Below are 26,453 nucleotides of genomic sequence, written 5' to 3'. Positions count from 1 at the left end.
CCTGCTGTGACGCGTTCGCAAACAAGCCCGCTCCCACATTGAAATTCGATCCCCTGTGGGAGCGAGCCTGCTCGCGAAGACTGACTTCCAGACACTGAAAAACATCGATTCAAACGATCATCCAGCAGCCACTGTATTCTTCTCAAACACCCCGCCAAACTGAATCAACACCACTCCGGCAATCAACAACAGCGCGCCCGACACCCGCGATACCGTCAGTTGTTTTTCAACCAGCCCGAACCACCCGAAGTGATCCAGCACCATCGACGCAATGACTTGCCCTGCCAACGCCAGCGCGACAAACCCTGAAGCGCCAAGCTTGGGCAACAACGCTACCGCCAACGCCACAAAACACACACCAAACGCACCACCGGCCCACATCCACAATGGCGCCTTGCTGATAAACGCCAACGACGGCAACGGCAAGCGCAACGCCAGAATCACCGGCAGCAACACGATCACGCTGACCAGCAACGACGCCAATGTCGCCCACAACGGATGTCCCAGCCCACGCGCCAGATTGCTGTTGATCGCACTCTGAAACGGCACCACCGCCCCGGCAAACGCGGCCAGCACCAGCAAACCGGCCCACTGCAACGTACTCATGTTCATCACTCCAAGAGGTTTTGCTGGACTCTAGGGTATTCGTCGAGCAGATTTAAATTCCGTTTCGTCATCCAGTACATGCATCAGATGAATGATCTGCGCCGTATCGACCTCAACCTGTTGGTGATCCTCGACGCCTTGCTCAGCGAGCAGCACGTCACCCGCGCCGCCGAGCGTTTGCACCTCAGTCAACCGGCGGTCAGCCATGCACTGGCACGGTTGCGCGATCTGCTCGGCGATCCGCTGCTGGTGCGGGCCGGCTCGACGCTGGTGCCCACCGCGCGAGCGCTGGAACTGGTCGCGCCGCTGGCCGAAGCGTTGGCTCAGGTGCAATCGCTGCTGGCGCCGAACACCTTCGATCCGGCGAGTGCGCGCAGGACGTTTCGCGTGGCGATGTCGGACTACGGCGCAGCGATCATTCTGCCTACGCTGATCCGCACCCTGCGCCGGGAAGCGCCGGGGATCGACCTGCAAATCAGCCATGCCAGTCGCGAAGGCATGCTGGAAGGCGTGCTCAATGGCGATATCGATGTCGCCGCCGGCGTCTTCCCGGAAATGCCCCACGAACTGCGCAGCTCGGTACTGTTTGAAGAGCGCTACGTCTGCCTGCTGGATCGCCAGACGTTGCCGGGCAACGGTGTTCTGGATTTGCCGACCTACCTGTCACGTCCACATGTACTGCTGGAAATGCGCGGCAGCGGCACGCCGGAAATCGAGCGCGCATTGACGTCATTGCGTGAGCGTCGCCGCGTCGCGATCAGCCTGCCGCACTGGAACGTCGCGCCGCAGTTAATCAGTGGCACGGATCTGATTCTTACGGTGTCTTCACGCAGCGTGCGCGAGATTGATCAGCGCGAACTGATCGTGGTGTCGCCGCCGTTCGAGATTGCGCCATTCACGTTTGTGCTGGCGTGGCATAAGCGGCGGGGCGGGGATCAGGCGTTGAACTGGTTGAATCGGACGATTGAGGAGGGGATAGTGCGCGGCTGAAAAAGTACAAGGAGAAGGAAGTGACAATGAAGTCTGGCTGGATCGGATGTGCGGCATTGTGCGGGTGGTTGCTGGCGGGGCAGGCATTGGCCGATTGCACGCCACCCGCGGTGTCGGGAAACTGGGACTTTGGCCAGTGCAAGGATTGGCCTGCTTATCCAGGGCTGACCATCTCTTTGCTATTGAAGTTTGAGCCGGATCCAGTTGACACCGATGGCGATAAGATTGGCTCTTACGATTTGGGTTTATCCGTTTTATCAGCAGACGACCCAACCCCCATCGCCACTTACCATCAACCTGTTGCATTTTTTTCTGATGCGTTCGCGCTGGATAGCGTGCAGATCGACACCGCGCGCTACAAACTCACGCCTGAACTTCGTGCTTTTGGTATTCGGGCAAATTTCAAAGGCTCGTCTCGCGTTAATCCATTGGATGAAACCGTGCTGTCGCTCTATGTGAAAGAGGGAAGCAAACTGCGTCCTGTGTTGGATCGATTAGTGGTTTACCGCTTCAGTGGTGAATGGGACGGCAATTGCGCGGGAGAACGCGCGACCACTGTTCGCACCATCGAAATGGGTAAAACCAGCTCTCATGGTTTTGCCGACCTTGTCGTTAAATCAGTCACCACCGGTCTCGTCGGAGAAGGATCGCCTGACAATTGCGAAATGAAGACTACGAACGACAAGCCCGTGCTGACCACGCTCCGCTACGACGGAAAAGCGTACGTCCTGCCGCAAGAATTCAAAGGCCTTTAACCGGCCTGCTTAACCCGACTTTTATCAAGGAAGAACAATGCTCACGCCCACCAGACTCCTTATAGCCCTCAGTATTCTGGCCCTCGTTCCTCAAGCCCAGGCCGCTTGCCAGACCAAAGACTTCGACGGCAAATCCCTGTCGCGCTGCAAAGTCTGGCCGGCCGTGCAGAGCCAGGCGATTTCGGTTAAATCCACTTACCTTGCCGACGCCGGCGACGATGAGGCCGGGGTGTTCGATCTGGATCTGTCGATCGTCAATGCGAGCACTTACAACCCCATCGTCACTTACCGTAAACCGGGGGCTTACAACTCCGATGCCGTGCGCTTTGAGGATCTGCGCATCGACACTGCCCGTTATCGACTGGCGCCGGAGGTTCGGGCTTTCGGCTTGCGTTCAAAGTTCGCGCACAGTTCCCACGCCATTCCCTACGAGAAAACCGATCTGGCGCTGTATGTTCGCGAAGGCAATGAGTTGCGTCCGGTGCTGGAGGGCTTGGTGGTTGCCAAGAGCAATGGCGAGTTCATGAATGATTGCGAAGGCTACACAAAGACGATTCGCCGAACCGTCGAGATCGGCTCTTCCAGTCATCATGGTCTGGCCGATTTGATCGTCACGACCAGCGGCAGCAAAATGAAAAACACCCAGTCGGGTAAAGAGTGCGTTTCCAATACCACACGTCTGAAGCAAAAACAGATCACCCTGACCTACGACGGCCAGCAATACATCGTCCCCGAAGACCTCAGAGGTTACTGACCGCATGCTCACCGGCCTCAACCACTTGACCCTCGCCGTCGGCGATTTGCAGCGCAGCCTGGCGTTCTATCGCGATGTGTTGCAGCTGCGCGTCGAAGCCACGTGGGACGCCGGTGCTTACCTGTCGCTGTCTGGGCTGTGGTTGTGTCTGTCGCTTGATCCGCTGCGTTCAAGCGAACCGTGCGCCGATTACACCCATTACGCTTTCAGCCTCAATGCAGCCGATTTCTCAACGTTCGTAGCAAGGCTAAAAGCGGCGAATGTGCAGGAATGGCGCGATAACCGCAGCGAAGGTGCGTCGTTCTACTTTCTCGATCCCGACGGCCACAAGCTGGAAATTCACGTCGGCGATCTCGCTTCGCGACTGGGGGCGTGTCGGCAAAAACCGTACGCCGGCATGCGTTTTTACGACGAGTCATGATCAGACACATTTGTCTGTTATAGACTGGCGTCCACGTGTTCTGGCGCTTGCAGGTTTTCCATGACTCCATCGTTGCTAATGGCCGTGCTGGCCTCGGGTTTCATTTACGGCATTACGCCAGGGCCGGGGGTGCTGGCGGTGTTCGGCATCGGTGCAGCCCACGGGCGGCGGGCCGGGGCGGGGTTTCTTTGCGGGCACCTGCTCGGTGATGTGGTCTGGTGCAGCACGGCGCTGATCGCGATTGTCGGCGCCCGGGAAATCGGCAGCACCGCGTTTGATGTGCTCGGTGTGCTCAGCGGTTTGTACTTGTTCTGGCTCGGCTGGCGCGCGGTGCGCGCCCAGCGTCGCAACGGTGACGAGCCGCAGGGCGCGGCGCGCAATCCGTTCTGGCACGGCATTCTGTTCGGTTTGACCAATCCCAAGGCCTATCCGGTGGCGGTCGCGACCTTCACCGCGCTGTTGTCGAGCCGCGCCGAACTGCTCAACTGGTCGATGCTGCCGGCGTTGATTGCCCTGAGTTTCCTCGGCGGCCTGCTGGCCTACGCTATTCTGATTGGCGTGGTCGGCGCGCAACGGGTACGCACGCTGTATCAGCGTCATGAGTTGCTTATCACCCGCTTGTGCGGCGTGATGTTTATCGGTTTTGCCATCAACGCGCTGGTGCATGCACTGCCGGGGCTGATGCCGAACAAGGCTTGAAAATGTGTGCAGGGAGGCGCAATAAAAAGGTCAGGGATGGTTGATCAGTGCTGCATTGTCCGGACACCCACGCTGAACCATGGAAAGCCGAAATTCCGCGCCGTTGGCGAGTTTTATCGATTTGTTGCTGGACGCCGTCTGCGCGGTCGACAAGCAGGGTCGCTTTGTTTTTGTCAGTGCCGCTTGTGAGCGTGTTTTCGGATATTCGCCTGAAGAGTTGATCGGCCGGCAAATGATCGAGCTGGTGCATCCGGCGGATCGGCAGCGCACTCTCGCAGCCGCAAACGAAATCATGGGAGGCGAACCCAAGCTCAACTTCGAAAACCGTTACCTGCGCAAGGACGGCAGCGTCGTGCATATCCTCTGGTCGGCGCGTTGGTCGGAAGTCGATCAACTGCGCATCGCCGTGGCGCGCGACATCACCGAGCGCAAACAGGCCGAATCGCGCCAGGCAGCGTTGTACGCGATTTCCGAAGCGGCGCATGCGGCGGAAGATCTGCTGGCGCTGTTCAAGCGTATTCATCTGATCATCGGCGAATGGTTGCCAGCGATGAATTTCTCCGTGGCGCTGTACGACGAGCACTGCGCACAACTGAATTTCCCTTATCACGTCGACGATCACGAATTGCAGCCCGAGCAACCGGGCACCGTCACCGGACGCCTGTGCGCGGAAGTTATCCGTAGCGGCCAGCCGATTCTTCTGACGCCGGACAGTGCAGATTCCCCAGCCGATTTCGCCGAACTGGTGGCCGGGCAGAACGCGCCTTGCTGGCTCGGTGTGCCGTTGAACTCGAAGAACGGCACCATCGGCGCCTTGATCGTCAAAAGCCTGCCCGGCGGCGAGCGCTACACCGAGCAAGACAAGGAACTGCTGCAATACGTTTGCGCCCAGGTCGCCACGGCCATCGAGCGTCAGCAATTGCACGCCCGCCTGCGACGTATGGCGCAGTACGACCAACTGACGCAGCTGCCCAATCGTGAATTGCTGCGCGATCGCTTGAAGGCTGCGTTGGCCAGCGCGCGCGAGCAATCCGGGCACATGGCCTTGTTGTATGTCGATCTGGACCGCTTCAAACAGGTCAATGACACCTTTGGTCACGCCGTCGGCGACATGCTCCTGCAAACCGTAGCCAATCGCCTCAAGGGCTGCGTGCGGGAAACCGATACCGTGGCCAGAATCGGCGGCGATGAATTTGTCGTGTTGCTGCACAGTGTCCAGGTCTCGGAAGATGCTGACGGCGTGGCGGAAAAAATCCGACAGGTGCTGGTGCAACCGATGCGTCTCGATGGCCACAACCTGCACATCGAACCAAGCATCGGCGTGGCCCGCTATCCAGAGCACGGCAGTGAAGAACAGCAACTGTTCCGCCATGCCGATCAGGCGATGTACGCCGCCAAACGCTTGAACCATAACGCGTTGAATAGTTGATCCGGGGCCGCCGTTCGTCGCAGCGACTGCAACTTTTCTAAACCTTTGCCGGCCAGAAAATTCTCAATCTAGGCGGGCACCTGCTCGCCACGATCATTACCAAGAGGTAGAGAATCATGCCTAATTCAAGAAACTCGAACTCGGGAAACTTCGCCAACGATCGAACCAAGGCCTCTGAAGCAGGTCGCAAAGGTGGGAAAACCACCACAACGACCGTCGACAAAGAGCCAAAACCAGACATGGGCCGCAAGCCCGCTCAGAAATCGAAGTAGTCGGTGAAGGTAGTTTTGATTGAGAGGCGGGGGCGTAAGCTCCCGCTTGAATTTTGCAAGTAAGGAGGGCGCGACCATGAGCCGAATGGCCACCCGTATACGCACCATGAGTTTTGCATCGCTATTGGGCCTCTGTGCCAGCAGTGCTTTTGCCCAGTCGCCCGCCGATTTCATCAACGATGCCTCGGCCAAAGGCATGGCCGACATCGAGGCCAGTCGTCTGGCCCACAGCAAGGCCGAATCGAAAGAGGTCAAGGACTACACCATCGTCGTCATCAACGACCGCACGACGGCCAACCAGCACCTGGCGAAAATCGCCAAGAAACTTGACCTGCCCGTCGCGCCTCGTGAAGAGCTGGCCGACAAGGCCAAGGAATTGATGCCGCAAGTGACCGACGGCGCCTCCTTTGATCAGGCCTACGCCGCCAGTCAGGTCAAAGCCACTGAAGAGGCCATCGAGCAGATTCAGCAGGAAGCGCAGACCACCGACGTGCCGGAGATCAAGGCGTTTGCTGACGAGACCTTGCCGAAACTGCAAAGCCATCTGGAGATGGCTCGCCAGTTGCAGGCCAGCCGCTAATCAAGAGCAAAAGATCGCAGCCTTCGGCAGCTCCTACTCAATCCCTGTAGGAGCCGCCGAAGGCTGCGATCTTTTGCTTTCAATCCTCAACACTCATTTAAATCCTGCTTCGACTTACTCTTCTCGCCCAATCCCTCAAGATTGAACACCTCACCCTCGCCCAGCGAGCGGTAGTGTCTGCGCAACGCCTCCAGCTGCTTCAAATCCAGCGCCTCCAGCCCGAGCATTGCGTTCTGCGCTTCTTTGGTCACCAACAGCAATTCATCGATTTTCAAATGAAGAATGTCGGTGTCGCGGTTCTGCGTGTTCTGAATCAGGAACACCATCAGGAAGGTGATGATGGTGGTCGAGGTGTTGATGATCAGTTGCCAAGTGTCGTTGTAGTCGAAGATCGGCCCGCTCAAACCCCACAACCCGATCAGGATCAACGCGCCCATGAAGGTCTTCGGACTACCGGCCCATAGAGCGAGCTTCTGGGAGATTTTTGCGAATTTCATAGCCGTGTTCCTTATTGGGGGGAGTGCTTGAAATTCAGACATTGGCGGCGTTATGAAAATTCTACTTACATCCATGCCCTTTCGATAAAAACACGGTCGCGCGAAGTCCGCCTGATAGCGAAACTTTCATTGTGTAGGTTTGTGGCTAGTATCAAGTGGCGATCAAATTGCCAGTAGCCCATTACACGGACAGACATCACGCAAGAGGCCACTCATGGAATTCTTCGAAAAGTTAGCCAGCCTAGCCGCCAAAGTTCGGTTGCAGAGCGCAGCAATCCAGACGGAAGAAGCAACGAAAAATGCATTCGTCATGCCATTTATCAGTACGGTGCTGGGCTACGACGTCTTTGACCCGACTGAGGTGACGCCAGAGTTTGTCTGTGACATCGGTACGAAGAAGGGCGAGAAAATTGATTACGCCATCATGAAGGAGGGCGAAGTACAGATTTTGATTGAGTGCAAAAAGATCGGTGAGCCTCTGCATATCAATCATGCCTCCCAGTTATTTCGTTACTTTCACGTCACCAGCGCTCGAATCTCCATCCTCACCAACGGTCAGGTCTACAAGTTTTTTACCGACCTGGATGCGCCGAACAAGATGGATGAAAAGCCATTTCTGGAGCTGGATCTTCTCGATATCGATGAGTATTCGGTTCCAGAGCTGATCAAACTGACGAAGTCGGCTTTTGATGTGGACTCGATCATCAACGCCGCTGGCGAATTGAAGTATGTCAGCCAAATCAAAAAGGTTATCGCTGCTCAGGTCAGCAAACCGGATGATGACTTCGTTAAGGTTTTTGCCTCTCGTGTTTACGACGGTGTGATCACTCAAAAAGTACGTGAGCAGTTTCATGAGCTGACGAGAAAAGCCGTTGTGCAGTTTTTGAATGACCAGATCAATGATCGCCTCAAATCGGCAATGAGTGGGGCTATTCAACCCGCGTTGACATCGTTGCCGTCCGCTTCTAGCGGCACTGATCCAGTAGATCCGAGGGATGAGTCAGACGACAAAGTCCTGACAACTCTGGAGGACCTTGAGGGCTATCACATCGTTCGTGCGCTAGTTCGGTCGGTGGTCGATGCCAAGCGAATCGTTCAGCGTGATACGCAGAGTTACTTCGGGATACTGCTGGATGACAACAATCGCAAACCAATCTGCCGGCTGCATTTCAATCGGTCACAGAAGTACATCGGTATATTTGATGAGGAAAAAAATGAGACCCGTCATCCGATCAGCTCTGTGGATGATATCTACGAGTATTCGGATCATCTGAAAAAAACGGTCGGCTATTACGACTGAAAATGAAACCGGCCTTGAGGGCCGGTTTTTTGTCGATTAGTTCGTGATTTTCAGTCCTAACGTCCAGTGGAAGTAACCCACCACCTCACACTGCTGATTGACCAGCATGAAACTCAGTTCGCATTGCACATCGCCAGGTTTCTTCGGCGTGCAGGTCCAATAGTGGTCGTCAGCTTTTCGACTGCCCGGCGTGGTCGGGTCGTCCGGGTTGGGCGCGGGCACCGTCAGGTTGGTATGAATTTGCAGGTTCGGTTCGGAAAGCACACCGCTGTCAGCCACGGTCATGCGGTACACAACCACACTGTGTTCGGCGATCAGGCTGACGGAGCGTCCACGAACGTGCAGGTCGCAGCCAGTTTCGACCTGGATTGTTATTGAGCTGTCATTTATGACTATTTCTTTCGGATTGTTACCAGTTGCGAAAAAGATAAAACCATCGGTAATGCTCGTCGGCGCGGCGGCGTCCAGACTTGGATTTGGGTAATGCTTCAGTACTGATTCGGCATCGACGATCAGCAACACGTTGTGTGCGCTGCTAACGCCGGATGAGGGCGACGGGATCGGTTCGCTGGTCATCATGGATTCCTTTCATGATGTTGGCACAAAACGACAGCCGCTTCGGTCAAGGCAACACTTCCTGTTCCGGCCGCAGCGGCAGCGGATCGGTTGAGCCCCTTGTCACCAAAGGGCTCGACACATCATCAGTTATGAATGGAGATGAACGGATCCCACGAACAGCAGCCGATGATCTGGCAGTTGCGATCGACGATCAGGAAGTGGAAGTGATAGGTCACGCGACCACAGTCGAGGGTTTCGGATGACCAATAGTGGTTGTCGACTTTCTGGCAGCTTGGTACGGATGGATTGCTCGTGTTGGGCACAGCAACGCACGCTGTGGCCTTGCGCGGCGAGGGCGGCGAGATCAGGTTCTCTCCGGCGTTGGGGACGAATTTGTAGAAAATTACCGCCTGTTCGAAGCTCTGCGACAGGCTGGTTTCACGCCAGCGGATCAGATCGCCGACCTGAGCCTTGAGATCCAGTTCGCCACCGGCCTGACCACTGACGACGTTGTCCTGATTGGTGACCATGTACACATGTTTCCAATCAATCAGCGTTGGGTTCTTCGGATCCTTGCTGATGTTTGGATACTTTTTCAGAATGGTTTCGGTGTCGATGGAAACCAGAATATCCGTCACTCGAGACATGGTGATGCTCCTTTTTCATAGTGAACGTCGGACTGCAATCCAGGCACGACGACGCTTGCTTGCCGTATGGCTTTTGCGAGCACACTACTGGGGGGAACCCACTGATCACGAGAAATGAACAGGCCGTGCTCCTTGCACGAAATCGACTGATTCGGGTTCCTTCCGATTGCCGCTCCTTGACTATAGGTATGATTTTTTAGCTGTCAAAATCGCTTTTGTCTGGCTCGACGGACGGTCACCTGATTTATTAGAACCAACCCATTGGCGATAAGCCGATGGGTTGGTCCGACACCCTTTGCAATTCAGTCGCTCTGGAACTGTTTGCTGTGCGGCCTGTATCGTGACGAACCGCTGGTATGTCCCGACAGGAGAACGCAATGAGTTGGTCCGCCAAACAATACGTCGCTTTCGAAGATGAACGCACCCGCCCGGCCCGCGATCTGCTCGCCGCGATTCCTACGCCTGAAGCGCGAACTGTGGTCGATATCGGTTGCGGTCCCGGCAACTCGACGGAGTTGCTGGTGCAGCGTTTTCCCGGGGCGAAGGTCAGCGGGCTGGACAGCTCGGCAGACATGATCGACGCGGCTCGCAAGCGCTTGCCGGATTTGCGCTTTGATGTCGCCGAGATTGATCAGTGGGCTGATGCCGGGCCGTTCGATGTGATCTTCGCCAATGCCGTGTTGCAGTGGGTGCCGGATCACGCGACGTTGTTGCCGGCGTTGGCCAGCAAGTTGTCGGCCGGTGGCAGCCTGGCGATCCAGATGCCGGACAATCTCAATGAATCCTCACACCGCTTGATGCGTGAAGTCGCTGCTAATGGTCCGTGGGCGAGCAAGCTTTCCGGCGCTGCGGGGCAACGTACCGACATGGCCAGCGCCAGTGATTATTTCTCGATGCTGCGACCACACTGCGCGCGGGTCGATGTGTGGCGTACGACCTATCACCATCAGTTGTCTGGCGGTGCGGCGGGAGTAGTGGAGTGGTTCAAGGGCAGCGGGTTGATTCCGTTTTTGAGTCGGTTGACCGAGGCGGAAAAGGCGCAGTATCTGGAGCAGTATCTGGCGGAGGTTGAGAAGGCTTATCCAGCGCTGGCGGATGACTCGGTGCTGTTGCCATTTCCACGGTTATTTATCGTTGCGACGCGCTGAAATAAATTGGCCCACTCACCCCAGCCCTCTCCCGAGGGAGAGGGAGCCGATTGGTGTCGCTTCCAAAACCTGGGTTCGACTCGATTTCGCACGTCGGCGTATCTCGTACTGGCGCTGCGGTCAGTCCCCTCTCCCTCTGGGAGAGGGTTAGGGTGAGGGCTCAGCGCTGCACCGCCACCAACATCATCATCGGCCGCTCTCGCTCTTCTGCCAGAGCCGGTTGCGCCGCCACTTCAGCATCGCTCGGCCCCCATTCATTGACATGTCGAATCGTGAATCCTGCATCGATCAGCGAATTGAGCAACGTCCCAACCGTACGATGCTGCTTGATCACGCCCTCAGCCAGCCAATTCGTAACCCGCTCACCCTCCAACTGATAGCTGTCCAGCGGCCAACGCTTGTTGCCTTCAGCGTCAATCAACCAACCCGGATTACGTGGCGCCATAAAGATCGGATGCTCAATGGAAAACACAAAATGCGAACCCGGTTTCAGCACCGCGTACAGGTGCGCAAACAACCCCGGCAGATCCTTGATGTAATGCAGCGCTAGCGAACTGTAAGCCAGATCGAAACTGCAGGCGGGCAGGTCGAGCTGTTCCAGGTCGCCGCGCTCATAGCGAATATTCGCCGTCGTGGTGGTCTCCCGCGCCCGCTCCAGCATCTTTTCCGAGACATCCAGCCCCAAGACACTGGCCGCGCCATTCTCAATGGCCCAGCGACTGAACCAGCCATAACCGCAGCCCAGATCCACCACGTTCAGGCCATGCATGGAGGGCAACAGCGCCTTGAGCGCTGGCCACTCCGGCGCCGCGTCGAGGCCGCCGATGGAACGGTTCATCTGGCTGTAACCCTGGAAGAATTCGGGATCGTCGTAAATGTTTTGCGTCATGGTGAATGGCTCTTTTGAGTTCTATCGTCAGCGGCAAAGTGGCCGCGATTGGAATCCCTCGAAAGTGATGGCGCGTATTCGTCGATGGCCGCGCAGGGGGAGGGTGGTGGTTGATGAGGAAATGCTAGTCGGTTGGGCGGGAGGTGAAAACCGGTGGAGTGTTGTAGATCTGTAATGTCGGGGAAATCGCTATTTGTTATCGCTTCATAAACATGTTCCGACTGAAGTGTTTAGAGGCGTGCGGTGTTACGTCCTGAAGCCTACAAATCCTTGCGCCGTTGCCTACCGCTACGCCAGAATCCGCCGGCTTGTGCGCTTGGGGGGCGGTCGGTAACTTGGTTCGCGTCACTGATTTCCAGTGATCGGGTTTAGTAGCCCGGTATCCTCAATCTAAATAGCTGCATGAGTACCACTCAGTCAGGCGAATGCCTGCACCTGATGGTGGCTGTGCGCATGGCGCCCTCGGGTGCGCCGGATTTGGATTGGGGTCCGGTCTACTAACTTGCGCACAGCTGCCACCCATCCGTTTAGTAGCGAGATCGGTTGCGGCCTTACTAAAAGGTCTCAATCCAATGTTCAAAGTTACGCCCAATCCGCCGGAAACCGATCCGGCATCCCCCTACGAATCACCCAATTCCAAGAAATTCCACGAAGCCGCCGAACGCGCGCTCGACCACTACCTCAGCCCGACCGCGCAGATCATGGGTTCCTCCCGCGAACCCGAACCGATGTACCTCGCCAACCCTGCCTATGACACCGAATCCCTGCTGGCCAACGCCAGCGAAACACTCGGCTCGGCCACCACCATGCTCAACAACTTCGCCGCACAACTCGACACCTCGCACCGCAAGACTGCACTCGGCATCGCGCAGGTCGTCATGTTGGGGGAATTGGCGGTGAATCAGGCGCTGGATAAGGTTGTGCCGGCGGGTTAACCCTTTCGCTTCAAGAAGCCAAAGAAACCGGCCAATGAGTGCCGGTTTCTCGAGACGGCTACCTGGCAGCACGACTTCCGGCAAGTAGCCCGATGTTTTGGTCGATGCGTTGTTGAATGGTGCGCAAGGTTTCCTGGGTGATCACACCCGGATACAAACTTTCAGCCATGGCTGTGAATCGGCTAGCCACCTCGCAAAATCGGTCAATGATATCGGCGGCCGTAGCGGCGTTTACTTCAGCCTCCACTGCAAGGTTGAGCAGGTGTTCTCTTCCAATTTCCAAGGCTTCACCCATCACGTCCATCTGGTGATAGCCTCCCGGCCCCTCGCAGAAAGTGACGTCATAGGCCGGCGCTAATTTCCAGTCTCCGCCAGGCGACATGATGTAAGCAAAGTTCTTCGGATGGTCGTCTCGGTTATTGAATGCGACATTGAAGACGACCCGCTCAAACGCTACGGCTTTCTCTCGTACGTCATTGCTGCACTTATGAGTCGCACGCAAGAAGTTGACGTAGTCCAGCGCCCCTGGGGATCTGAAGTCCGCACCGGTAAAGGCTGCAAGACTCTGCATGGGCACCCGCAAGTCGTTTTGTCGGTCAAAGCGTTTGGTGGCAAAAGCGGCCATTCCTTCAGACAGGCTGAAATAACGAGTGTCAGGGGTTTGGATACCGCACAAGCGTAAACATTCGGCATAGACCATTTCGATGGCGCACACCTCGGGATGTTCTTGCTGAGCCGGAAACTTCACCAACCAGGCTTCGAAACCGGGAGTGGCAGCCGTAGTAAAGGCGTCAGTGTGCGGATCGCGATACACCAGCGCTTTTGGTCGGGCGCCTTGTGGAGAACCTCCGACCAGTAGCAGCTTCTGGAGAAGCTCTCCACCTTTACCTTTGAGTACTTCCTGCACTTCGGACGCGAGCAACTCGATGGGAACATGCATTTGCGGTTCCAGCGCCTCGGGTGCAACAGGTTCAAACGACATGGCCCCCATGGCATTGTTGCCAATGTAGGCTAGCCGCTCCAAGGGGCCTATGCGCGCGGGGTTGAGGCCTCGACGTTTGAACAATCGGTCCATCAGCAACATGCCCCAGCCATCTGGCAGCGAGTCATAAACCGGCCCAGGCAGTCCCAACTGATGTGACGGGAAATCCCGGTTTAACCTGGCTCCCTGTAATGGAAGCCTCAAGGAGGAGAGTTCCAGCCCTCTGTTTTTTGCCTCATCGCTGTACTCAAACATGACCTGCGGGCGACCGGTCAGGGCTTTCGTCGAAGCAAGTGTGCCCCACCGCCAACGTTCACCCCAGCCCTCGTAGTAGACGTCCACTTGTTCAAGCATTGTCGGCTTTCCTTTTGATGCGATGACGCTTGGCCGTTTTTTCGTAGCGAATGATATCGTCTAGAGTTTCGAGCCTTGGCAGAAACAACCCTTCGAGTTCCTTTTCGCGCCCGAGAACCATTGCCACTCGCACCATGTTGTCGAAACTCACATTACGACCGGCTTCAAGGTTTGACACCGTATTCGTCGCAATGCCCGCGCGAGCGGCCACGTCTGCCTGTGTCATCTCCAAAGCCAATCGTTCTGTGCGCAGGCGGTGGCAAATCCGTTTGACGATCTCGCTTGCGGTGGTGAGGCTTAAATCCAGCATGTCGTGTGTACCGTCGGCATTCAGTTTTGATTCTCAGTACGCAATATACTGTGGATTAAACCTGAAAATATCCTTTAACTCACAAGAAAGTGTAATTAGGTTTAATGGGTAGGATAGGCCAGCACGGGTTGACGCGCCAAGGTTCAACCCTGCTGCAAAACTTTCAGAGCCGCCGACGCCAGAAAGCCCGAGCGGCTTTTCTCTTCCGGGTGATGCAACACATACTCATCAATGCGATTGAGCAAATGGCCCGGCAGGGTGATGTTGAGCTTTTGGGCTTTGCCCAAGTACTTCACGACATCTATATCGACCACGGCCCATGCCCATCCTGCGTACTTCGGATTAGCGACGTTCACGCCCAGTTTGCTCGCAGGCGGGATCGGCGCACCGTCCTCAGCCAAAATTTCGAAATGTCCCTCGATGGCTTCGCGAGCCATGGCGACGGCATCATCCAGATCATCGCCAGCCGAAAAGCAGCCCGGAATGTCCGGCACCTCCACGCCCCAGGCGTGTTCCTCATCACCTATTGAAATCGCAATCGGGTAGAGCATATCCGTTTCCTCCTTCGTGCCGATGACCTGAACAAGTCAGAGCAGCGCTTGTTGCAAAATACTGATGGCCGTTTTCTTCAACAGATTTTTCTTCGGATGCGGCACAGTGACCAGTCCAGGCTTGACTGGTTGTTTGAAGTGATGGTGGCTGCCTCTGACCCGCACTAAAGGCCAACCGTCTGCGACGAGCTGGCCTATACCTACTTGGCTTTTGTGATCAACACTATAACCACCAAGTGGTCATTGTCCGTCATTCGGCTTAGAGGTTTGAATCCCCAAGGATTCAGAGTGTGTTGCAGGTTTTTGCATTGTTTCGAAATGCAGCATCGGATTTTTTCAGGCACAAAAAAACCGGCCATCAAGGCCGGCTTTTTCTGTTCCTGCATCCCCCGTCAAAAAAAACAACGTGAGACAAAAATTGAGTGGAGCGGGTAGAGGGAATCGAACCCTCGTCGGAAGCTTGGGAAGCTACTGTTCTACCATTAAACTATACCCGCTCAGAGCGGCTGACTTTGTACCAGACTCGGCCACGGATTTGAAGTTTTTCTTTTACTCATGAACGCTTTGAATCACTGAAAACGGTCAATCGCGGGCGAGCACTGCGGTGCGTAAAGCAATATCCCAGCCCCACAGCCTCGCTCGCGACGACACCCTTTCAAATAGCCAATGCATGTTGATCCTGAACAAACGAGTAACGCGTTCGGCTGGTCTGCTGTGCCGGTTTCAGAAAGCCGAGCAAGGCGTTCTGGCTATCGCGGCACGCAGCCTTGTGTTCCATGTCGAGAAAGTGCCCGGTGGCTTGCAGCGTGGTGAACGTGCTCTGCGCCACGTGGTTGCCGAACAGGCGGGCGTCTTCGGCAGCGGTGTATTCGTCCCATTCGCCGTTTAGAAACAGCACTGGCACGTTGATCTTTTTCGCTGCGTTCAGATAGCACTGCCGATCACTGTGCAGTACGTCGCTGATGTGGAAGTGCATCTGCCCGTATTCGTGCTCGGCCAGGCTGCTGACGTGGCGATAGTTGAAGCGTTTGAACAGTGACGGCAGGTGTTTGCCGATGGTGCTGTTGACCAGATGGCCGACGCGGTCGCCGTCGCGCTGGCCTAGGTAGTCGACGCCACGTTCGAGGTAATCGAGCATGTGCGCGTTGATCACTGGCGAGAACGAGCTGATCACCGCCCGTTCAATGCGCCGTGGCTGGTGGGCGAGAGCGACCAGGGTCGCGGCGCCGCCCCAGGAAAACGACAGCACGTGTTCGGCGGCGAAGTGGTCGATCAGCTCGAGCAGAATCTGCCCTTCGACGTCCTTCGTCAGATGTTTCTCGTGGCGATTGTGGGCTTTTGACCGGCCCGCGTAGGGCTGGTCGTAGCAGACCACGTTGAATTGCGGGTGCAGGTTTTTCACAGTCTGTGCAAACGACGCAGTCGTGGCCATCGAGCCGTTGACCAGGATGATGGTCTTTTCTGCGGCGTCTGCGCGATAGAACTCCGTGTAAACCCGATACTGACCCTGTATATCCAGCACAGCGATTTCTGGCCTCATGTCATAAGACTCCTGGCAAGCAAGCGGGTATGCGCGCAAATAGAGATTGCACGAGCTTTGTGACAGGTAGGCATACGCCTGGAATTTGCTTGGCCCATGTCGATCCATGACTGCGGTCGACGGGTGTTGTTATTGGCGGGCAGTCTGCCGGCTGAGGCGGAGCCTTGAAGGCTCTCTACCGGCAAAAAGTTTCTTGGATGTATGTTGTGACTCATCGGTCACAATCTGGCCGACGTCCTGATTCAAGCAGGGGAGTCGGGATCGCGCAAGTGCCGTTGGTAAATTGTTCGACAACTTCTGCTGAGCGGTCGCCGGCTTAGAACAAATGGATCTCTTCGGTGCGCAAAGCACGGTACTCGCCCGGTTTTAGCGCGTTATCGAGGTGCAGAAGACCCATGGATTCACGGTGCAGGCGCAGGACTTTGTTGTTGAAGAACCCAAACATGCGCTTCACCTGATGGTAACGACCTTCGACGATGCTCAGCCGCGCCGAGCGTGGGCCGAGCAGTTCCAGCTGCGCCGGTTGCGTGGTCAGGTCTTCGAAGGCGAAGTAGATGCCCTCGGCAAAGGTGCTCGCATATTGCGCGCCAATCTCCTGCTCGGTCTCGACGTAGTAGACCTTCGGCAATTTGGTCCGCGGCTGGGTCAGGCGGCGCGACCACGCGCCGTCGTTGGTGATCAGCATCAGACCGGTGGTGTTGAAGTCCAGGCGTCCGGCGATGTGCAGGTCGTCCTTGTCCGGTTCATCGATCAGGTCGAGCACGGTCGGATGTTGCGGATCGCGAGTGGCGCTGACGCAGCCCGGCGGCTTGTGCAGCATGAAGTAGCGTGCCGCTTTGCCGCTTTGCAGTATTTCGTCATCAACTTCGACGCGGCTGAATTCCACGACCTCACTGTGCGGGTCGCTGACGACTTTTCCGTCAATCCGTACGCGCTTTTCCACCAGCAACAAGCGAACCTGCTGACGGTTGTAGCGGGGCAGGTTGCTGAGGAAACGGTCGACGCGCATGTTCAGTGTTCGATCAATGAAGGGGCGCGCATCTTACGGGATCGGCTGCTTGGCCGCTTGCAGTTGCGCCTCGACCTGCGCGCAACGCGGGCACAGGCAGGATTGGTTGCGCAACTCTGGCGGCAACGCTTCAAGCACGGCCGGGTCGATGCTCACGCCATAGCACCAGCATTCGCGGTCGGCGCTGCGCGGGTCGGCGAGGCTGCAGTCGTTGCGGGCGCCGCAGGCCGGGCAATGGTCGGGTTTAACGTCAGAATCAGGCATAAGTCGAGTGAGGCATTTCCACGCAGGTGCGATTGCGGCCGGTTTGTTTGGCCCGGTACATCGCATGATCGGCCCGCGACAGCAGGCTGTGCAAGGTGTCATCGCGTTGCAGGGTGGTGGCGCCGATGCTTACCGTCAGATGGAGGCGGTGGCCGTCGTAGGCATATTCGTGCTGTTCGACGTGTTGGCGGATCTTTTCGGCAATTTTCTGACCGGTGTCGCCGTCGGTGTCCTTCAGTAAAACGATAAATTCCTCACCGCCCCAGCGGCAGACAATGTCGGCGTGGCGCAGGCAACTTTGCAGGTCGCGGGCAAAACCGATCAATACCTGATCGCCGGCCATGTGCCCGTAGGTGTCGTTCAACACCTTGAAATGATCGAGGTCGAGCAGCAACGCCGTCAGCGGTTTGGTTTCGCGTTGGGCTTCGTGCAGAGCCTGCGCGGCGAGAATGTCGAAGCCACGGCGGTTGGGCAGTTCGGTGAGACTGTCGAGAATGGCCTGCGCCTGGATTTTGCTTTGATAACGCTTGATCACGCGGTTGAGCAGCGCCAGAACGATCAGCGTCACCAGCAGGCAGATCAGCAGATTCAGGTACAGAGACTGGCGAATCTCACTCAGCGCGCCGTCTTCGCGTTTATCGACAAACAGGTACCAGTTCAGCTCCGGAATAAACCGTACGTTGAGGAAATGCCCTTGCCCATGAGCGGAATATTCGTAGCTGCCGCTGTGCGGTTTCGGCAACTGGCTCACCAGACTTTTCATGCTCTCCAGTTCACTCAGGCTCTGACCGATGTGCGCGCCTTCAGGCCCGCCCTCGGCGCCGGTCAACACCAGTCGGCCGAAGGTGTCGACGAAGTACACGCTGCGTTGATAGCGCTGTTGATACTTGTCGATCAACTTGATCACCGCGTCCACGGTCAGACCGACCCCGGCCGCGCCGATGAAGCGATTGTGATAGTCGTAAACCTTGTAGTTGATGAAGAACGTCAGGTTGTCCTTGTTAGCCAGATCCGGGTCGACGTTGATCTCGTACGGGTCCTTCATGTCGCGCACGCGGAAGTACCAGGCGTCGCGCGGCTCATCGACCTTGACCTGCTTGAGCACGCCTTTGGCGTGGTAGTAGGTGAGGGTGCTGTTGGAGACGAAGAAAGCCGTGTAGGCGCCGTAATGGGTCATGACTTCGTCGAGGTAGCGGGTCATCTGCTCGGGATTTTGCTCGCCGTTGACCACCCAGTCGCGCATGAAGGTGTCGCGGGACATCATCGAGGAAATCAGGATCGGCCTGACGAGGTCTTTCTGGATTTCCGAGTAGACCGTGTCGGACGTCAGCGGCAGTTCGGTGTTGACGATGTTGTCGCGGATCGACTCGCGGGAGGCGTAGTAGCTGAGTAACGACGTGGCAAGGAACCCGGCGCCGAGCAGGGCGATCAGCGTCAGGACCAGTGAGCGTTGCGAGTACAGGGGAGAACGAAGCGGCATGGCAGATCCGTTAGCAGTGGCCCGATGGCATGCATTCTAGTGGGATGGCCGGGAAAAGACTGCGGGATTTATGCCTGAAATGGCGGGGGATATGACGTTGAGGGTGTGTCTGGAGGATCGCTCCCTCACCCCAGCCCTCTCCCGGAGGGAGAGGGAGCTAGATTGTGGTGATTTCAAAAATTTTGTTCGGCTCGGTATCACCGAATGGCAACTATCTTAAAGACACCCCGGTCAGTTCTCTCTCCCTCAGGGATGAGGGCTGAATTGTGGTGATTTCAAAACCTGAGTTCGACGGATTATCACTGAATGGCAATCCCATCACAGACACCTCGGTCAGTCCCCTCTCCCTCCGGGAGAGGGCTAGGGTGAGGGCTGGTTTCTGGATCAACTCCGAGTTTCAAGATACGCCCGCCATCCCCCCAAATGGCTGATGTCCAGCGCCCCTTCCAGACCATACGGCTCACAAATAAACCCGCTCTCCCAACGTCCATCCGCCAGTTGCACCTTGCCCAACCCAAGCGGTGCCGGAATCCCGCTGAGGAACGAGCCCAACTCACTGCTCGGCAATTCCCACACCTCCACCGCAATCGCCACACCGCCAGCCTTGACCCGCACCATGCCCGGACGCAGCGGTGGGCCGCCGGCCAACGCGTGCAGTTGATAGTCCGGCGAACTCAACGTCGTCTCCAGCAATCTCCCGCCACGCTGCGTCAGTTGCCAGTTCAACGCCAACCCTTGCAAATGCGCGCCACACACCACGATGCGTGCGCGATCATGGCGCGCAACGTTTGCGGGCGTGGGCAATGCCGAGTCCTGCTGACGCTGCAGCGCATCGGCCACGCTCAGCAGATATTGATCGGTGAACGCCCGGCCAAACAGCGTCACGCCCCACGGCAATCCATTGGCCATAAACCCGCTCGGCACGGCGACGGCGGCGTAGTCGAGCAGGTTCATGAAGTTGGTGTAGTAACCCAGTTCGGAGTTACGCAAAACCGGTTCGGCGTGCAGTTCGGCCAGTGTCACCGGGCGGCCGATAGTCGGTGTGAGTACGCAGTCGAGATCTTCGAGTGCCTGATCGCACAGCGCTTTCAAGGCTTGCAGCCGATATTGCGCACGGAAGGTCTGTACGCCGCTCACCGCCGGCGCCTTGGCCAGCACGGCACGAATCACCGGCAAAACCGCTTCGGGATTCTGCTCCATCAACTCGCCTGCCACGCTATAGCGTTCGGCGACCCACGGCCCTTCGTAAAGCAGGCGCGCGGCTTCAAGGAATGGCGACAGGTCCAGTTCAAGCGCTTCGCCACCCAGGGCCTTGAGCCGGTCGATGGCATCGCCGAACAGCAGCGGGCCTTCGACGCAGCCGAAAAACTTGAGATCCTGCGCGCGCGGCACACCGAATCGAAATGCGCGTGGCGCACCAAACGCCGAGCCGTCATTCCACGATGGATTGCGGCGGCTGTATTCGTCGCGCGGATCAAGTTTTGCCGTCAACGCGAGCAACTGACTGGCTTCACGCGCCGTCGCGGTAAACGTGGTCACGCAATCCAGCGTGCGGCATGCGGGCAGCACACCGGCCGTGGAAATCAGGCCTTTGCTCGCCTTCAATCCAACCAGATTATTCAGCGCCGCCGGCACCCGACCGGAGCCTGCGGTGTCGGTGCCCAAGGCAAAACTCGCCACGCCCAACGCCACCGCCAGCGACGAACCGGCGCTGGAACCCCCGGACGGATACTCCGGCAACACGCTGTTTGGGCACGCGCCATACGGCGAGCGGCTGCCGTTGAGCCCCGTGGCGAATTGATCGAGGTTGGTCTTGCCCAGCGGAATCGCCCCCAAGGCGATCAACTGCTCGACGATGGTCGCCGAGCGCTCCGGCACATAAGCAAAGTCCGGGCACGCGGCGGTGGTGGCAATACCCGCCAGATCAATGTTGTCCTTGATCGCAAACGGCACGCCATACAGCGGCAGACTGTCGAGGTCGCGGCCGTCGAGGGCGGCAAGGTAGGGCTCCAGTTCAACGACGCTGAGCAGATGAATGAACAGGTGATAATCCGGGTTCAGCGCGGCAGCTTTCTCGCGCAGTTTCGCCAGCAGTTGACGTGGTGTTGTGTCGCCATTGCGATAGGCCTGGCGCAGAACATCGAGTTGCAGATTCATGAGTTGATCCTTATCCAATTGGCTTCAGTCGAGTTCCAGCACCACGACCCGTTGTCCGGCGCGCACCGCCGAACCGGGCTGCACGCGGATCTCGCGCACCACCCCGGCCATCGGCGCGAGTACCGGGATTTCCATCTTCATCGACTCGAGAATCACCAGCACGTCACCCGCCGCGACACGGCTGCCGGCCTCGACCTGCACCTGCCAGAGATTGCCGGCAATGTGGCTGTCGACGCTGTGCTCACCGTCGGCCAGTGGAGCGTCTTCGCTGGACTCCGCCACGGCTTCTTCGCTGTCGAAATGCGCCTGACCGCTGGCGATCCAGCGTTCGCGCTCGGCGTTGAATGCGCCTTGTTGCTGAGCACGAAACGCGTTGATGCTCTCGGCTTCACGGCTGAGAAACGCCTGATACTCGGCGAGGTTGAGCTGGCTGTGTTCGATGTTCAGCTCGAAACGCCCCAGCGGAAAATCGCGGCGAATGCGCAGCAGTTCTTCGGCGCTGACCGGGTAGAAACGAATCTGATCGAAGAAGCGCAGCAGCCACGGTTTGCCGTCGAACGCGGCGACTTCGCGGTAGCGGTTCCACATCTGCAAGGTGCGCCCGACAAACTGATAACCGCCGGGACCTTCCATGCCGTACACGCACATATAGGCACCGCCGATGCCCACCGAATTCTCGGCGGTCCAGGTGCGTGCCGGGTTGTATTTGGTTGTGACCAGACGATGACGCGGATCGAGTGGTGTGGCCACTGGCGCGCCGAGGTAAACGTCGCCAAGCCCCATCACCAGATAGCTCGCCTCGAACACCGTGCGCTGCACTTCGTCGAGGTTGGGCAGGTCGTTGATGCGGCGGATGAACTCCAGATTGCTCGGGCACCACGGCGCGTCCTTGCGCACAGTAGTCATGTATTTTTCGATGGCCAACTGGCAGGCTGGGTCGTCCCACGACAGCGGCAAATGGATGATGCGCGACGGCACTTGCAGGTCGTTGGCGGCGCACACCGCGTCCCATTCACCGGCGACGATGTCGAGCAGATCGGCCAGCGGCAGTTGCTCGGGTTGATAGTGGATTTGCAATGAGCGAATGCCGGGGGTGAGGTCGATCACGCCGTGCAGGGATTTGTGTTCCAGCGCTTGCATGAGGGCGTGGGCGCGGAAGCGCAGGACGAGATTGAGTTCAGGCTCGCCGATTTCCAACAATAGGTGAGTATCGCCAGAGACCCGCCCAACCAAGCGCATATCACCCTGACCCAACTCCAGCACCACAGGCGACACAAGATCCTGTGGGAGCTGGCTTGCCAGCGATGAAGTTAATGCGGTGTCTGGACGGGCCCCATCGCTGGCAAGCCAGCTCCCACAGTTATCCCATTTCAGGGCGAGATCGCGGGCGGTTTTGAGGTCGACGGGGATGAACTGGATTTTATCGCCAGCCTTGAGCTGCCCCAGTTGCCACAGATCCGCCTCGATCACCGTCACCGGGCAGACAAACCCACCAAGGCTCGGGCCGTCCGGGCCGAGGATGACGGGCATGTCACCGGTGAAATCCACCGCGCCGATGGCATACGGATTGTCGTGAATGTTCGATGGATGCAACCCGGCCTCGCCACCGTCGGCACGCACCCATTCCGGCTTCGGCCCGATCAGGCGGACACCGGTGCGGCTGGAGTTGAAATGCACTTCCCACTGGGTTTGAAAAAAACTGCCGATGTAGTTTTCCGTAAAATATTCTGGTGCGCCGTGCGGGCCGTAAATCACCCTGATCTGCCGCACCGCTGGCAACGCGGTGATGTGCTGCTCGGTCAACTGCTGGCCAGCACTGCGGTCAGTCAGCGCAGGGATATGCAACACATCCCCGGCACGCAACGCCCGACCACCATGCCCACCAAACTGGCCGAGGGTGAAAGTGCTTTTACTGCCCAGATAATCCGGCACCTGCAAACCACCGCGCAGGCACAGATAACTGCGTGCCCCGGCGCCGCTGATGCTGCCCAGATGCAACGTCGCGCCCGCCGGGATCAGCAGCGCGGTGTTCATCGGCACGCTTGTGCCTTCAAGCGTCAAGGCAATCGGCGCCCCCGTCACCGCGACCACTGCTGTGCAATTGAAGCGCAGCAACGGCCCGCTCATGGTGATTTCCAGCGCCGCCGCGCCGTCAGCGTTGCCGAGCAGACGATTGCCCAAACGCAGCGCGCGACTGTCCATCGGCCCCGATGGAGGTACACCGACAGCCCAGTAACCGAGGCGACCGGGATAATCCTGCACGCTGGTTTGCGTGCCTGCGCTGAGCACTTCAAAAGTGTTGGCGCGATAGACCAGACCTTCCAGACAACGGGTCCACGGCTCACCGCTGGCGAACGGCGCGTCGAGGAGAATCTGCCGCAGGTAATCGCGGTTGGTTTCCACGCCGTACAACAGACTGTCGCCTAACGCTTGATGCAACTCGGCACGCGCCTGTTCGCGGGTCGGCGCCCAGGTGATGACCTTGGCAATCATCGGATCGAAGTACGGCGGAATCTCGCAACCGGCCTCAACCCAGGTATCGATGCGCAGTTGAATACCGTTGGCCGGCGGGAATTCCACGGCTGTCAGCAAGCCTGGGCTCGGCTGAAAATCGCGGCCGGGATCCTCCGCGTACAGGCGCGCCTGAATCGCGTGGCCCTCGGGTTTCAGCTGACGATACAACTCGCTCAGCGGCGGTAAATCTCCCGCCGCCAGCTCAACCATCCAGCGCACCAGATCCACGCCCCATACTTGCTCAGTGACGCCATGCTCCACCTGCAACCGTGTGTTCACTTCGAGAAAGTAGAAGCGCTGCGCGTCGCTGTCGAAGACGAATTCAACCGTGCCGGCGCTTCGGTAGTTCACCGCCTTCGCCAGTTTGATCGCCGCCGCGCACAGCTCGTCGGCCATGCCGTCGGGCAAGTTCGGCGCCGGGGTTTCTTCGAGGACTTTCTGATTGCGCCGCTGCACCGAGCAGTCGCGCACGCCGAGGGCGATGACCTCGCCGCGTCCGTCGCCGAACATCTGCACCTCCAGGTGCCGGGCGCGCTGAATGTACTTCTCGATAAACACGCCGGCGTCGCTGAAGTTGTTCTGACCGAGGCGTTTCACCGCTTCGAACGACTCGCTCAGTTCGCTGGCGCTGCGGCACACGCGCATGCCGATGCCGCCACCGCCGGCGGTGCTTTTCAGCATCACCGGGTAGCCGACTTGTTCGCCGGCAATCAGCGCGGCGTCGAGGCTGTCGAGCAGTTCGGTGCCTTCGAGCATGGGCACGCCGTGTTGTTTGGCCAACGCGCGGGCGGTGTGTTTGAGGCCGAACACGCGCAGTTGCTCCGGCGTCGGGCCGATGAAGGCGATGTTCTGCGCTGCGCAGGCTTCGGCGAACGCGGCGTTTTCCGAGAGGAATCCGTAGCCGGGATGGATCGCGGTGGCGCCGCTTTGCTTGGCGATGGCGAGGATTTTTTCGACCGCCAGATAGGTGCCGGCGGCAGCGCCTTCACCGAGGCTGTGCGCTTCATCGGCGTGCAGGATGTGCAGGCTGGCGGCGTCGGCTTCGGAATACACCGCCACGCCTTTGACCTGCAGTGCGCCGAGGGTGCGCAGGATGCGGCAGGCAATGGCGCCACGGTTGGCGATGAGGACTTTTTCGAACATGGCATAACCCCTAAAGGGGAAGCGGGCCGTCCCGCTGTTTTTCGACAGACATCCGGGCCGTCCCGGATGAAAAAACCACTTCAGATCACCACCGAGCCCCTGTAGGAGTGAGCCTGCTCGCGATAGCGTCGGATCAATCAAAACTGATGTGTCTGACACACCGCGATCGCGAGCAGGCTCACTCCTACAATGGGATTTGTGCTGGTTTCACTTTTTAAGGCATTGCCCGGAACGGGCCTGGCACAGGGCGAAAAGCCAACGGCGCAAACGGCTGATTTTCAGTTCCATACCAGCAGCTCCGCAGGTGTCGGGTTGTAGGCGTTGCACGGGTTGTTCAACTGCGGACAGTTGGAAATCAACACAATCACATCCATCTCCGCACGCAAGTCGACGTACTTGCCCGGCGCCGAAATCCCGTCCTCGAAGGTCAGCCCGCCATCGGCGGTCACTGGCACGTTCATGAAGAAATTGATGTTCGGCCCGATGTCACCTTTGCCCAGTCGCCCATCATGGGCACAGGCGCGCAGGTAGTTGTCGCGGCAGCTGTGCATGTAGCGTTTTTCCAGGGCGTAGCGCACGGTGTTGCTCTCTTGCGCGCACGCGCCGCCGAGGGTGTCGTGGCGTCCGCAGGTGTCGGCGACGATGGTCAGCATTGCGTGGCCGAGGTTGGAATACAGCACGCTGCCGGTGCTCAGGTAGACGCTGTTCTGTCGACGCAAGGTGCGCTGCACGTCGTAGCGTTCCTTGGGGTTGGCGAGGCTGTAGAACAAGGTATCGACGGCCTGATTGCCTTCCAGGTCGAGAATGCGCAGGGTCTGGCCAGCCTTGACCTCCATCAGCCAGGGTTCACCGGCCGGGATTGTGGCGCGGTACACCGCTGCGTCGGGTTGTTTTTGCGAAGTGGCGATAGCAACTGACATGGCAGCGATCCTCAGGCGAACAAACGGTCGGTGTTGATAAAGCCGCGCTCATTTTCCGGGCGCGAGGTGCGGCAGTGTTCGGCGACGCTGGCGTCGGCGTTCATCCAGCTCAGCTTCAGTGGTTTTGGTGCGTATTCCGGCGCCGGATCCATCGGGTGTTGCAGCGCGGTGAGCACCACCAGCGTGTCCATCGGCGCGTACAGTTCGATGTAATCGCCAGCCTTGGAATTGCCCTCGACGAAGTGGAAACGCCCGGCCTCATCTACATTCACGCGGCTGAACAGATTGAGCGTCATCAGCAGGTCGGACAGGCCCAAACCCCACTTACCGAGTTCCACCAACAGGTTGTCGGTGCCGTTGCGGAAGAAGCCGTTGCGCAGTTCCTGATAGCGGCCCTGGCCGTACTTTTCTGCGACTTCTTCGGCGCAGAGCACACCGCCGAGACTGTCGCTCCAGCCGCAGGTGTCGGCAGTGATTGCGGCGAGTACGCGGCCCATGTCCGAGTACAGGCAGTGGCCGCTGGTGAGTTTGGCGGTGTGTTGGCACTTGAGGCTGTCGGGCAGGTTCAGCCGCTCGGTTTTTTCATTGGCGTTGAGCAGGGTCAGGCTGACGTTGGCGCCACCGCGCAGATCAGTCAGGCGCAGCAATTGGCCGCGCTTCAACACGAAGGAACGGTGGCCGCCACCGGGGAGCATTTCTTCGGCAAACGGTGGGAACAGTTGGGTCGAATCAGTCATCGGTTTATTCAT

General features: G+C 58.1%; 28 protein-coding genes and 1 tRNA gene. 11 read left to right on the top strand and 18 right to left on the bottom strand.

Features of this window, described 5'->3' with window-relative positions:
• Positions 1-117 precede the first annotated feature (117 nt).
• On the bottom strand, positions 118-606 hold the full coding sequence (locus tag ACM6IN_RS03125; protein ID WP_095113814.1) for a DMT family transporter: 489 nt from the start codon (positions 604-606) through the stop codon (positions 118-120).
• A 78-nt stretch (positions 607-684) separates the two neighbouring features.
• Here ACM6IN_RS03125 and ACM6IN_RS03120 point away from each other — a divergent pair, with 78 nt between their 5' ends.
• The 8 genes from ACM6IN_RS03120 to ACM6IN_RS03085 all read left to right on the top strand — a co-directional run bounded on the left by ACM6IN_RS03120 (position 685) and on the right by ACM6IN_RS03085 (position 6,506).
• A complete protein-coding gene (locus tag ACM6IN_RS03120; RefSeq protein ID WP_414915389.1) occupies positions 685-1,596 on the top strand; it encodes a LysR substrate-binding domain-containing protein in 912 nt (303 codons plus the stop codon).
• A 20-nt stretch (positions 1,597-1,616) separates the two neighbouring features.
• Positions 1,617-2,351, top strand: coding sequence for a hypothetical protein (locus tag ACM6IN_RS03115; RefSeq protein ID WP_414915388.1), 735 nt, complete (start codon positions 1,617-1,619; stop codon positions 2,349-2,351).
• A 37-nt stretch (positions 2,352-2,388) separates the two neighbouring features.
• Positions 2,389-3,105: a hypothetical protein gene (locus ACM6IN_RS03110; RefSeq protein ID WP_007911492.1), complete on the top strand. Its 717-nt coding sequence runs from the start codon at positions 2,389-2,391 to the stop codon at positions 3,103-3,105.
• Positions 3,106-3,109: 4 nt separating this feature from the next.
• Positions 3,110-3,526: a fosfomycin resistance glutathione transferase gene (fos, locus tag ACM6IN_RS03105; RefSeq protein WP_123376339.1), complete on the top strand. Its 417-nt coding sequence runs from the start codon at positions 3,110-3,112 to the stop codon at positions 3,524-3,526.
• 60 nt (positions 3,527-3,586) lie between these two features.
• A complete protein-coding gene (locus ACM6IN_RS03100; protein ID WP_095113810.1) occupies positions 3,587-4,225 on the top strand; it encodes a LysE family translocator in 639 nt (212 codons plus the stop codon).
• Between the two features lie 79 nt (positions 4,226-4,304).
• A complete protein-coding gene (locus ACM6IN_RS03095; protein WP_414915387.1) occupies positions 4,305-5,654 on the top strand; it encodes a diguanylate cyclase domain-containing protein in 1,350 nt (449 codons plus the stop codon).
• Positions 5,655-5,770: 116 nt separating this feature from the next.
• Positions 5,771-5,926: a KGG domain-containing protein gene (locus ACM6IN_RS03090; protein WP_007911485.1), complete on the top strand. Its 156-nt coding sequence runs from the start codon at positions 5,771-5,773 to the stop codon at positions 5,924-5,926.
• A gap of 76 nt (positions 5,927-6,002) precedes the next feature.
• Entirely contained in the window at positions 6,003-6,506 is a 504-nt protein-coding gene (locus tag ACM6IN_RS03085) for a DUF4142 domain-containing protein (protein WP_007911484.1), read from the top strand.
• An 86-nt stretch (positions 6,507-6,592) separates the two neighbouring features.
• On the opposite strand, the gene ACM6IN_RS03080 is transcribed toward ACM6IN_RS03085, so the two are convergent.
• Positions 6,593-7,003 (bottom strand): low affinity iron permease family protein, encoded by a 411-nt coding sequence (locus ACM6IN_RS03080; RefSeq protein WP_038358294.1) that lies wholly within the window; start codon positions 7,001-7,003, stop codon positions 6,593-6,595.
• A gap of 214 nt (positions 7,004-7,217) precedes the next feature.
• Here ACM6IN_RS03080 and ACM6IN_RS03075 point away from each other — a divergent pair, with 214 nt between their 5' ends.
• Positions 7,218-8,303 carry a type I restriction endonuclease gene (locus tag ACM6IN_RS03075; RefSeq protein ID WP_414915386.1) on the top strand — a complete coding sequence of 362 codons (1,086 nt, stop codon included), beginning with the start codon at positions 7,218-7,220 and terminating at the stop codon, positions 8,301-8,303.
• A gap of 36 nt (positions 8,304-8,339) precedes the next feature.
• Here the strand turns inward: ACM6IN_RS03075 and ACM6IN_RS03070 are convergent, their stop codons facing one another.
• On the bottom strand, positions 8,340-8,879 hold the full coding sequence (locus ACM6IN_RS03070; RefSeq protein WP_414915385.1) for an AidA/PixA family protein: 540 nt from the start codon (positions 8,877-8,879) through the stop codon (positions 8,340-8,342).
• Positions 8,880-9,004: 125 nt separating this feature from the next.
• Entirely contained in the window at positions 9,005-9,508 is a 504-nt protein-coding gene (locus ACM6IN_RS03065; protein ID WP_007911481.1) for an inclusion body family protein, read from the bottom strand.
• Between the two features lie 377 nt (positions 9,509-9,885).
• Here ACM6IN_RS03065 and tam point away from each other — a divergent pair, with 377 nt between their 5' ends.
• Positions 9,886-10,656 (top strand): trans-aconitate 2-methyltransferase, encoded by a 771-nt coding sequence (gene tam, locus ACM6IN_RS03060; RefSeq protein ID WP_414915384.1) that lies wholly within the window; start codon positions 9,886-9,888, stop codon positions 10,654-10,656.
• A 160-nt stretch (positions 10,657-10,816) separates the two neighbouring features.
• Here the strand turns inward: tam and ACM6IN_RS03055 are convergent, their stop codons facing one another.
• The gene (locus tag ACM6IN_RS03055; protein ID WP_414915383.1) at positions 10,817-11,545 is read right to left on the bottom strand and encodes a class I SAM-dependent methyltransferase; all 729 of its coding nucleotides are present in this window, start codon (positions 11,543-11,545) and stop codon (positions 10,817-10,819) included.
• Positions 11,546-12,117: 572 nt separating this feature from the next.
• Here ACM6IN_RS03055 and ACM6IN_RS03050 point away from each other — a divergent pair.
• A complete protein-coding gene (locus tag ACM6IN_RS03050; RefSeq protein WP_414915382.1) occupies positions 12,118-12,480 on the top strand; it encodes a DUF6124 family protein in 363 nt (120 codons plus the stop codon).
• Between the two features lie 58 nt (positions 12,481-12,538).
• Here ACM6IN_RS03050 and ACM6IN_RS03045 read toward each other — a convergent pair whose 3' ends face one another.
• The 13 genes from ACM6IN_RS03045 to ACM6IN_RS02985 form a co-directional block, all read right to left on the bottom strand.
• On the bottom strand, positions 12,539-13,816 hold the full coding sequence (locus ACM6IN_RS03045) for a type II toxin-antitoxin system HipA family toxin (RefSeq protein WP_007911475.1): 1,278 nt from the start codon (positions 13,814-13,816) through the stop codon (positions 12,539-12,541).
• Positions 13,809-14,126 (bottom strand): helix-turn-helix domain-containing protein, encoded by a 318-nt coding sequence (locus tag ACM6IN_RS03040; protein ID WP_007911474.1) that lies wholly within the window; start codon positions 14,124-14,126, stop codon positions 13,809-13,811. The genes ACM6IN_RS03045 and ACM6IN_RS03040 overlap by 8 nt, the downstream gene beginning before the upstream one ends.
• Positions 14,127-14,269: 143 nt before the next feature.
• On the bottom strand, positions 14,270-14,677 hold the full coding sequence (locus ACM6IN_RS03035; RefSeq protein ID WP_414915381.1) for a type II toxin-antitoxin system HicB family antitoxin: 408 nt from the start codon (positions 14,675-14,677) through the stop codon (positions 14,270-14,272).
• Between the two features lie 36 nt (positions 14,678-14,713).
• A complete protein-coding gene (locus ACM6IN_RS03030) occupies positions 14,714-14,875 on the bottom strand; it encodes a type II toxin-antitoxin system HicA family toxin (RefSeq protein WP_414915404.1) in 162 nt (53 codons plus the stop codon).
• Positions 14,876-15,100: 225 nt separating this feature from the next.
• Positions 15,101-15,174: transfer RNA gene (locus tag ACM6IN_RS03025), tRNA-Gly, on the bottom strand.
• Between the two features lie 158 nt (positions 15,175-15,332).
• Positions 15,333-16,217, bottom strand: a complete 885-nt coding sequence (locus tag ACM6IN_RS03020; protein ID WP_007911470.1) for an alpha/beta fold hydrolase — start codon at positions 16,215-16,217, stop codon at positions 15,333-15,335.
• A 316-nt stretch (positions 16,218-16,533) separates the two neighbouring features.
• Positions 16,534-17,226 (bottom strand): pseudouridine synthase, encoded by a 693-nt coding sequence (locus ACM6IN_RS03015; protein WP_414915380.1) that lies wholly within the window; start codon positions 17,224-17,226, stop codon positions 16,534-16,536.
• 33 nt (positions 17,227-17,259) lie between these two features.
• Complete coding sequence (locus ACM6IN_RS03010; RefSeq protein ID WP_414915379.1) at positions 17,260-17,490, bottom strand: cysteine-rich CWC family protein; 231 nt, start codon at positions 17,488-17,490, stop codon at positions 17,260-17,262.
• Entirely contained in the window at positions 17,483-18,970 is a 1,488-nt protein-coding gene (locus ACM6IN_RS03005) for a sensor domain-containing diguanylate cyclase (protein ID WP_095113801.1), read from the bottom strand. The genes ACM6IN_RS03010 and ACM6IN_RS03005 overlap by 8 nt, the downstream gene beginning before the upstream one ends.
• Before the next feature lie 384 nt (positions 18,971-19,354).
• Positions 19,355-21,127, bottom strand: coding sequence for an allophanate hydrolase (gene atzF, locus ACM6IN_RS03000; protein WP_414915378.1), 1,773 nt, complete (start codon positions 21,125-21,127; stop codon positions 19,355-19,357).
• 24 nt (positions 21,128-21,151) lie between these two features.
• Positions 21,152-24,784 (bottom strand): urea carboxylase, encoded by a 3,633-nt coding sequence (gene uca / locus ACM6IN_RS02995; protein ID WP_414915377.1) that lies wholly within the window; start codon positions 24,782-24,784, stop codon positions 21,152-21,154.
• Positions 24,785-25,062: 278 nt separating this feature from the next.
• Entirely contained in the window at positions 25,063-25,704 is a 642-nt protein-coding gene (locus ACM6IN_RS02990) for an urea amidolyase associated protein UAAP2 (protein WP_095113798.1), read from the bottom strand.
• A gap of 11 nt (positions 25,705-25,715) precedes the next feature.
• Positions 25,716-26,441, bottom strand: coding sequence for an urea amidolyase associated protein UAAP1 (locus ACM6IN_RS02985; RefSeq protein ID WP_042704882.1), 726 nt, complete (start codon positions 26,439-26,441; stop codon positions 25,716-25,718).
• Positions 26,442-26,453 lie beyond the last annotated feature (12 nt).

The organism is Pseudomonas sp. IT-P395 (genome assembly GCF_949767675.1).
GTDB lineage: Bacteria > Pseudomonadota > Gammaproteobacteria > Pseudomonadales > Pseudomonadaceae > Aquipseudomonas.
Note: the sequence above shows the minus strand (reverse complement) of the source record. Positions and strands in the feature narration are given on the sequence as shown.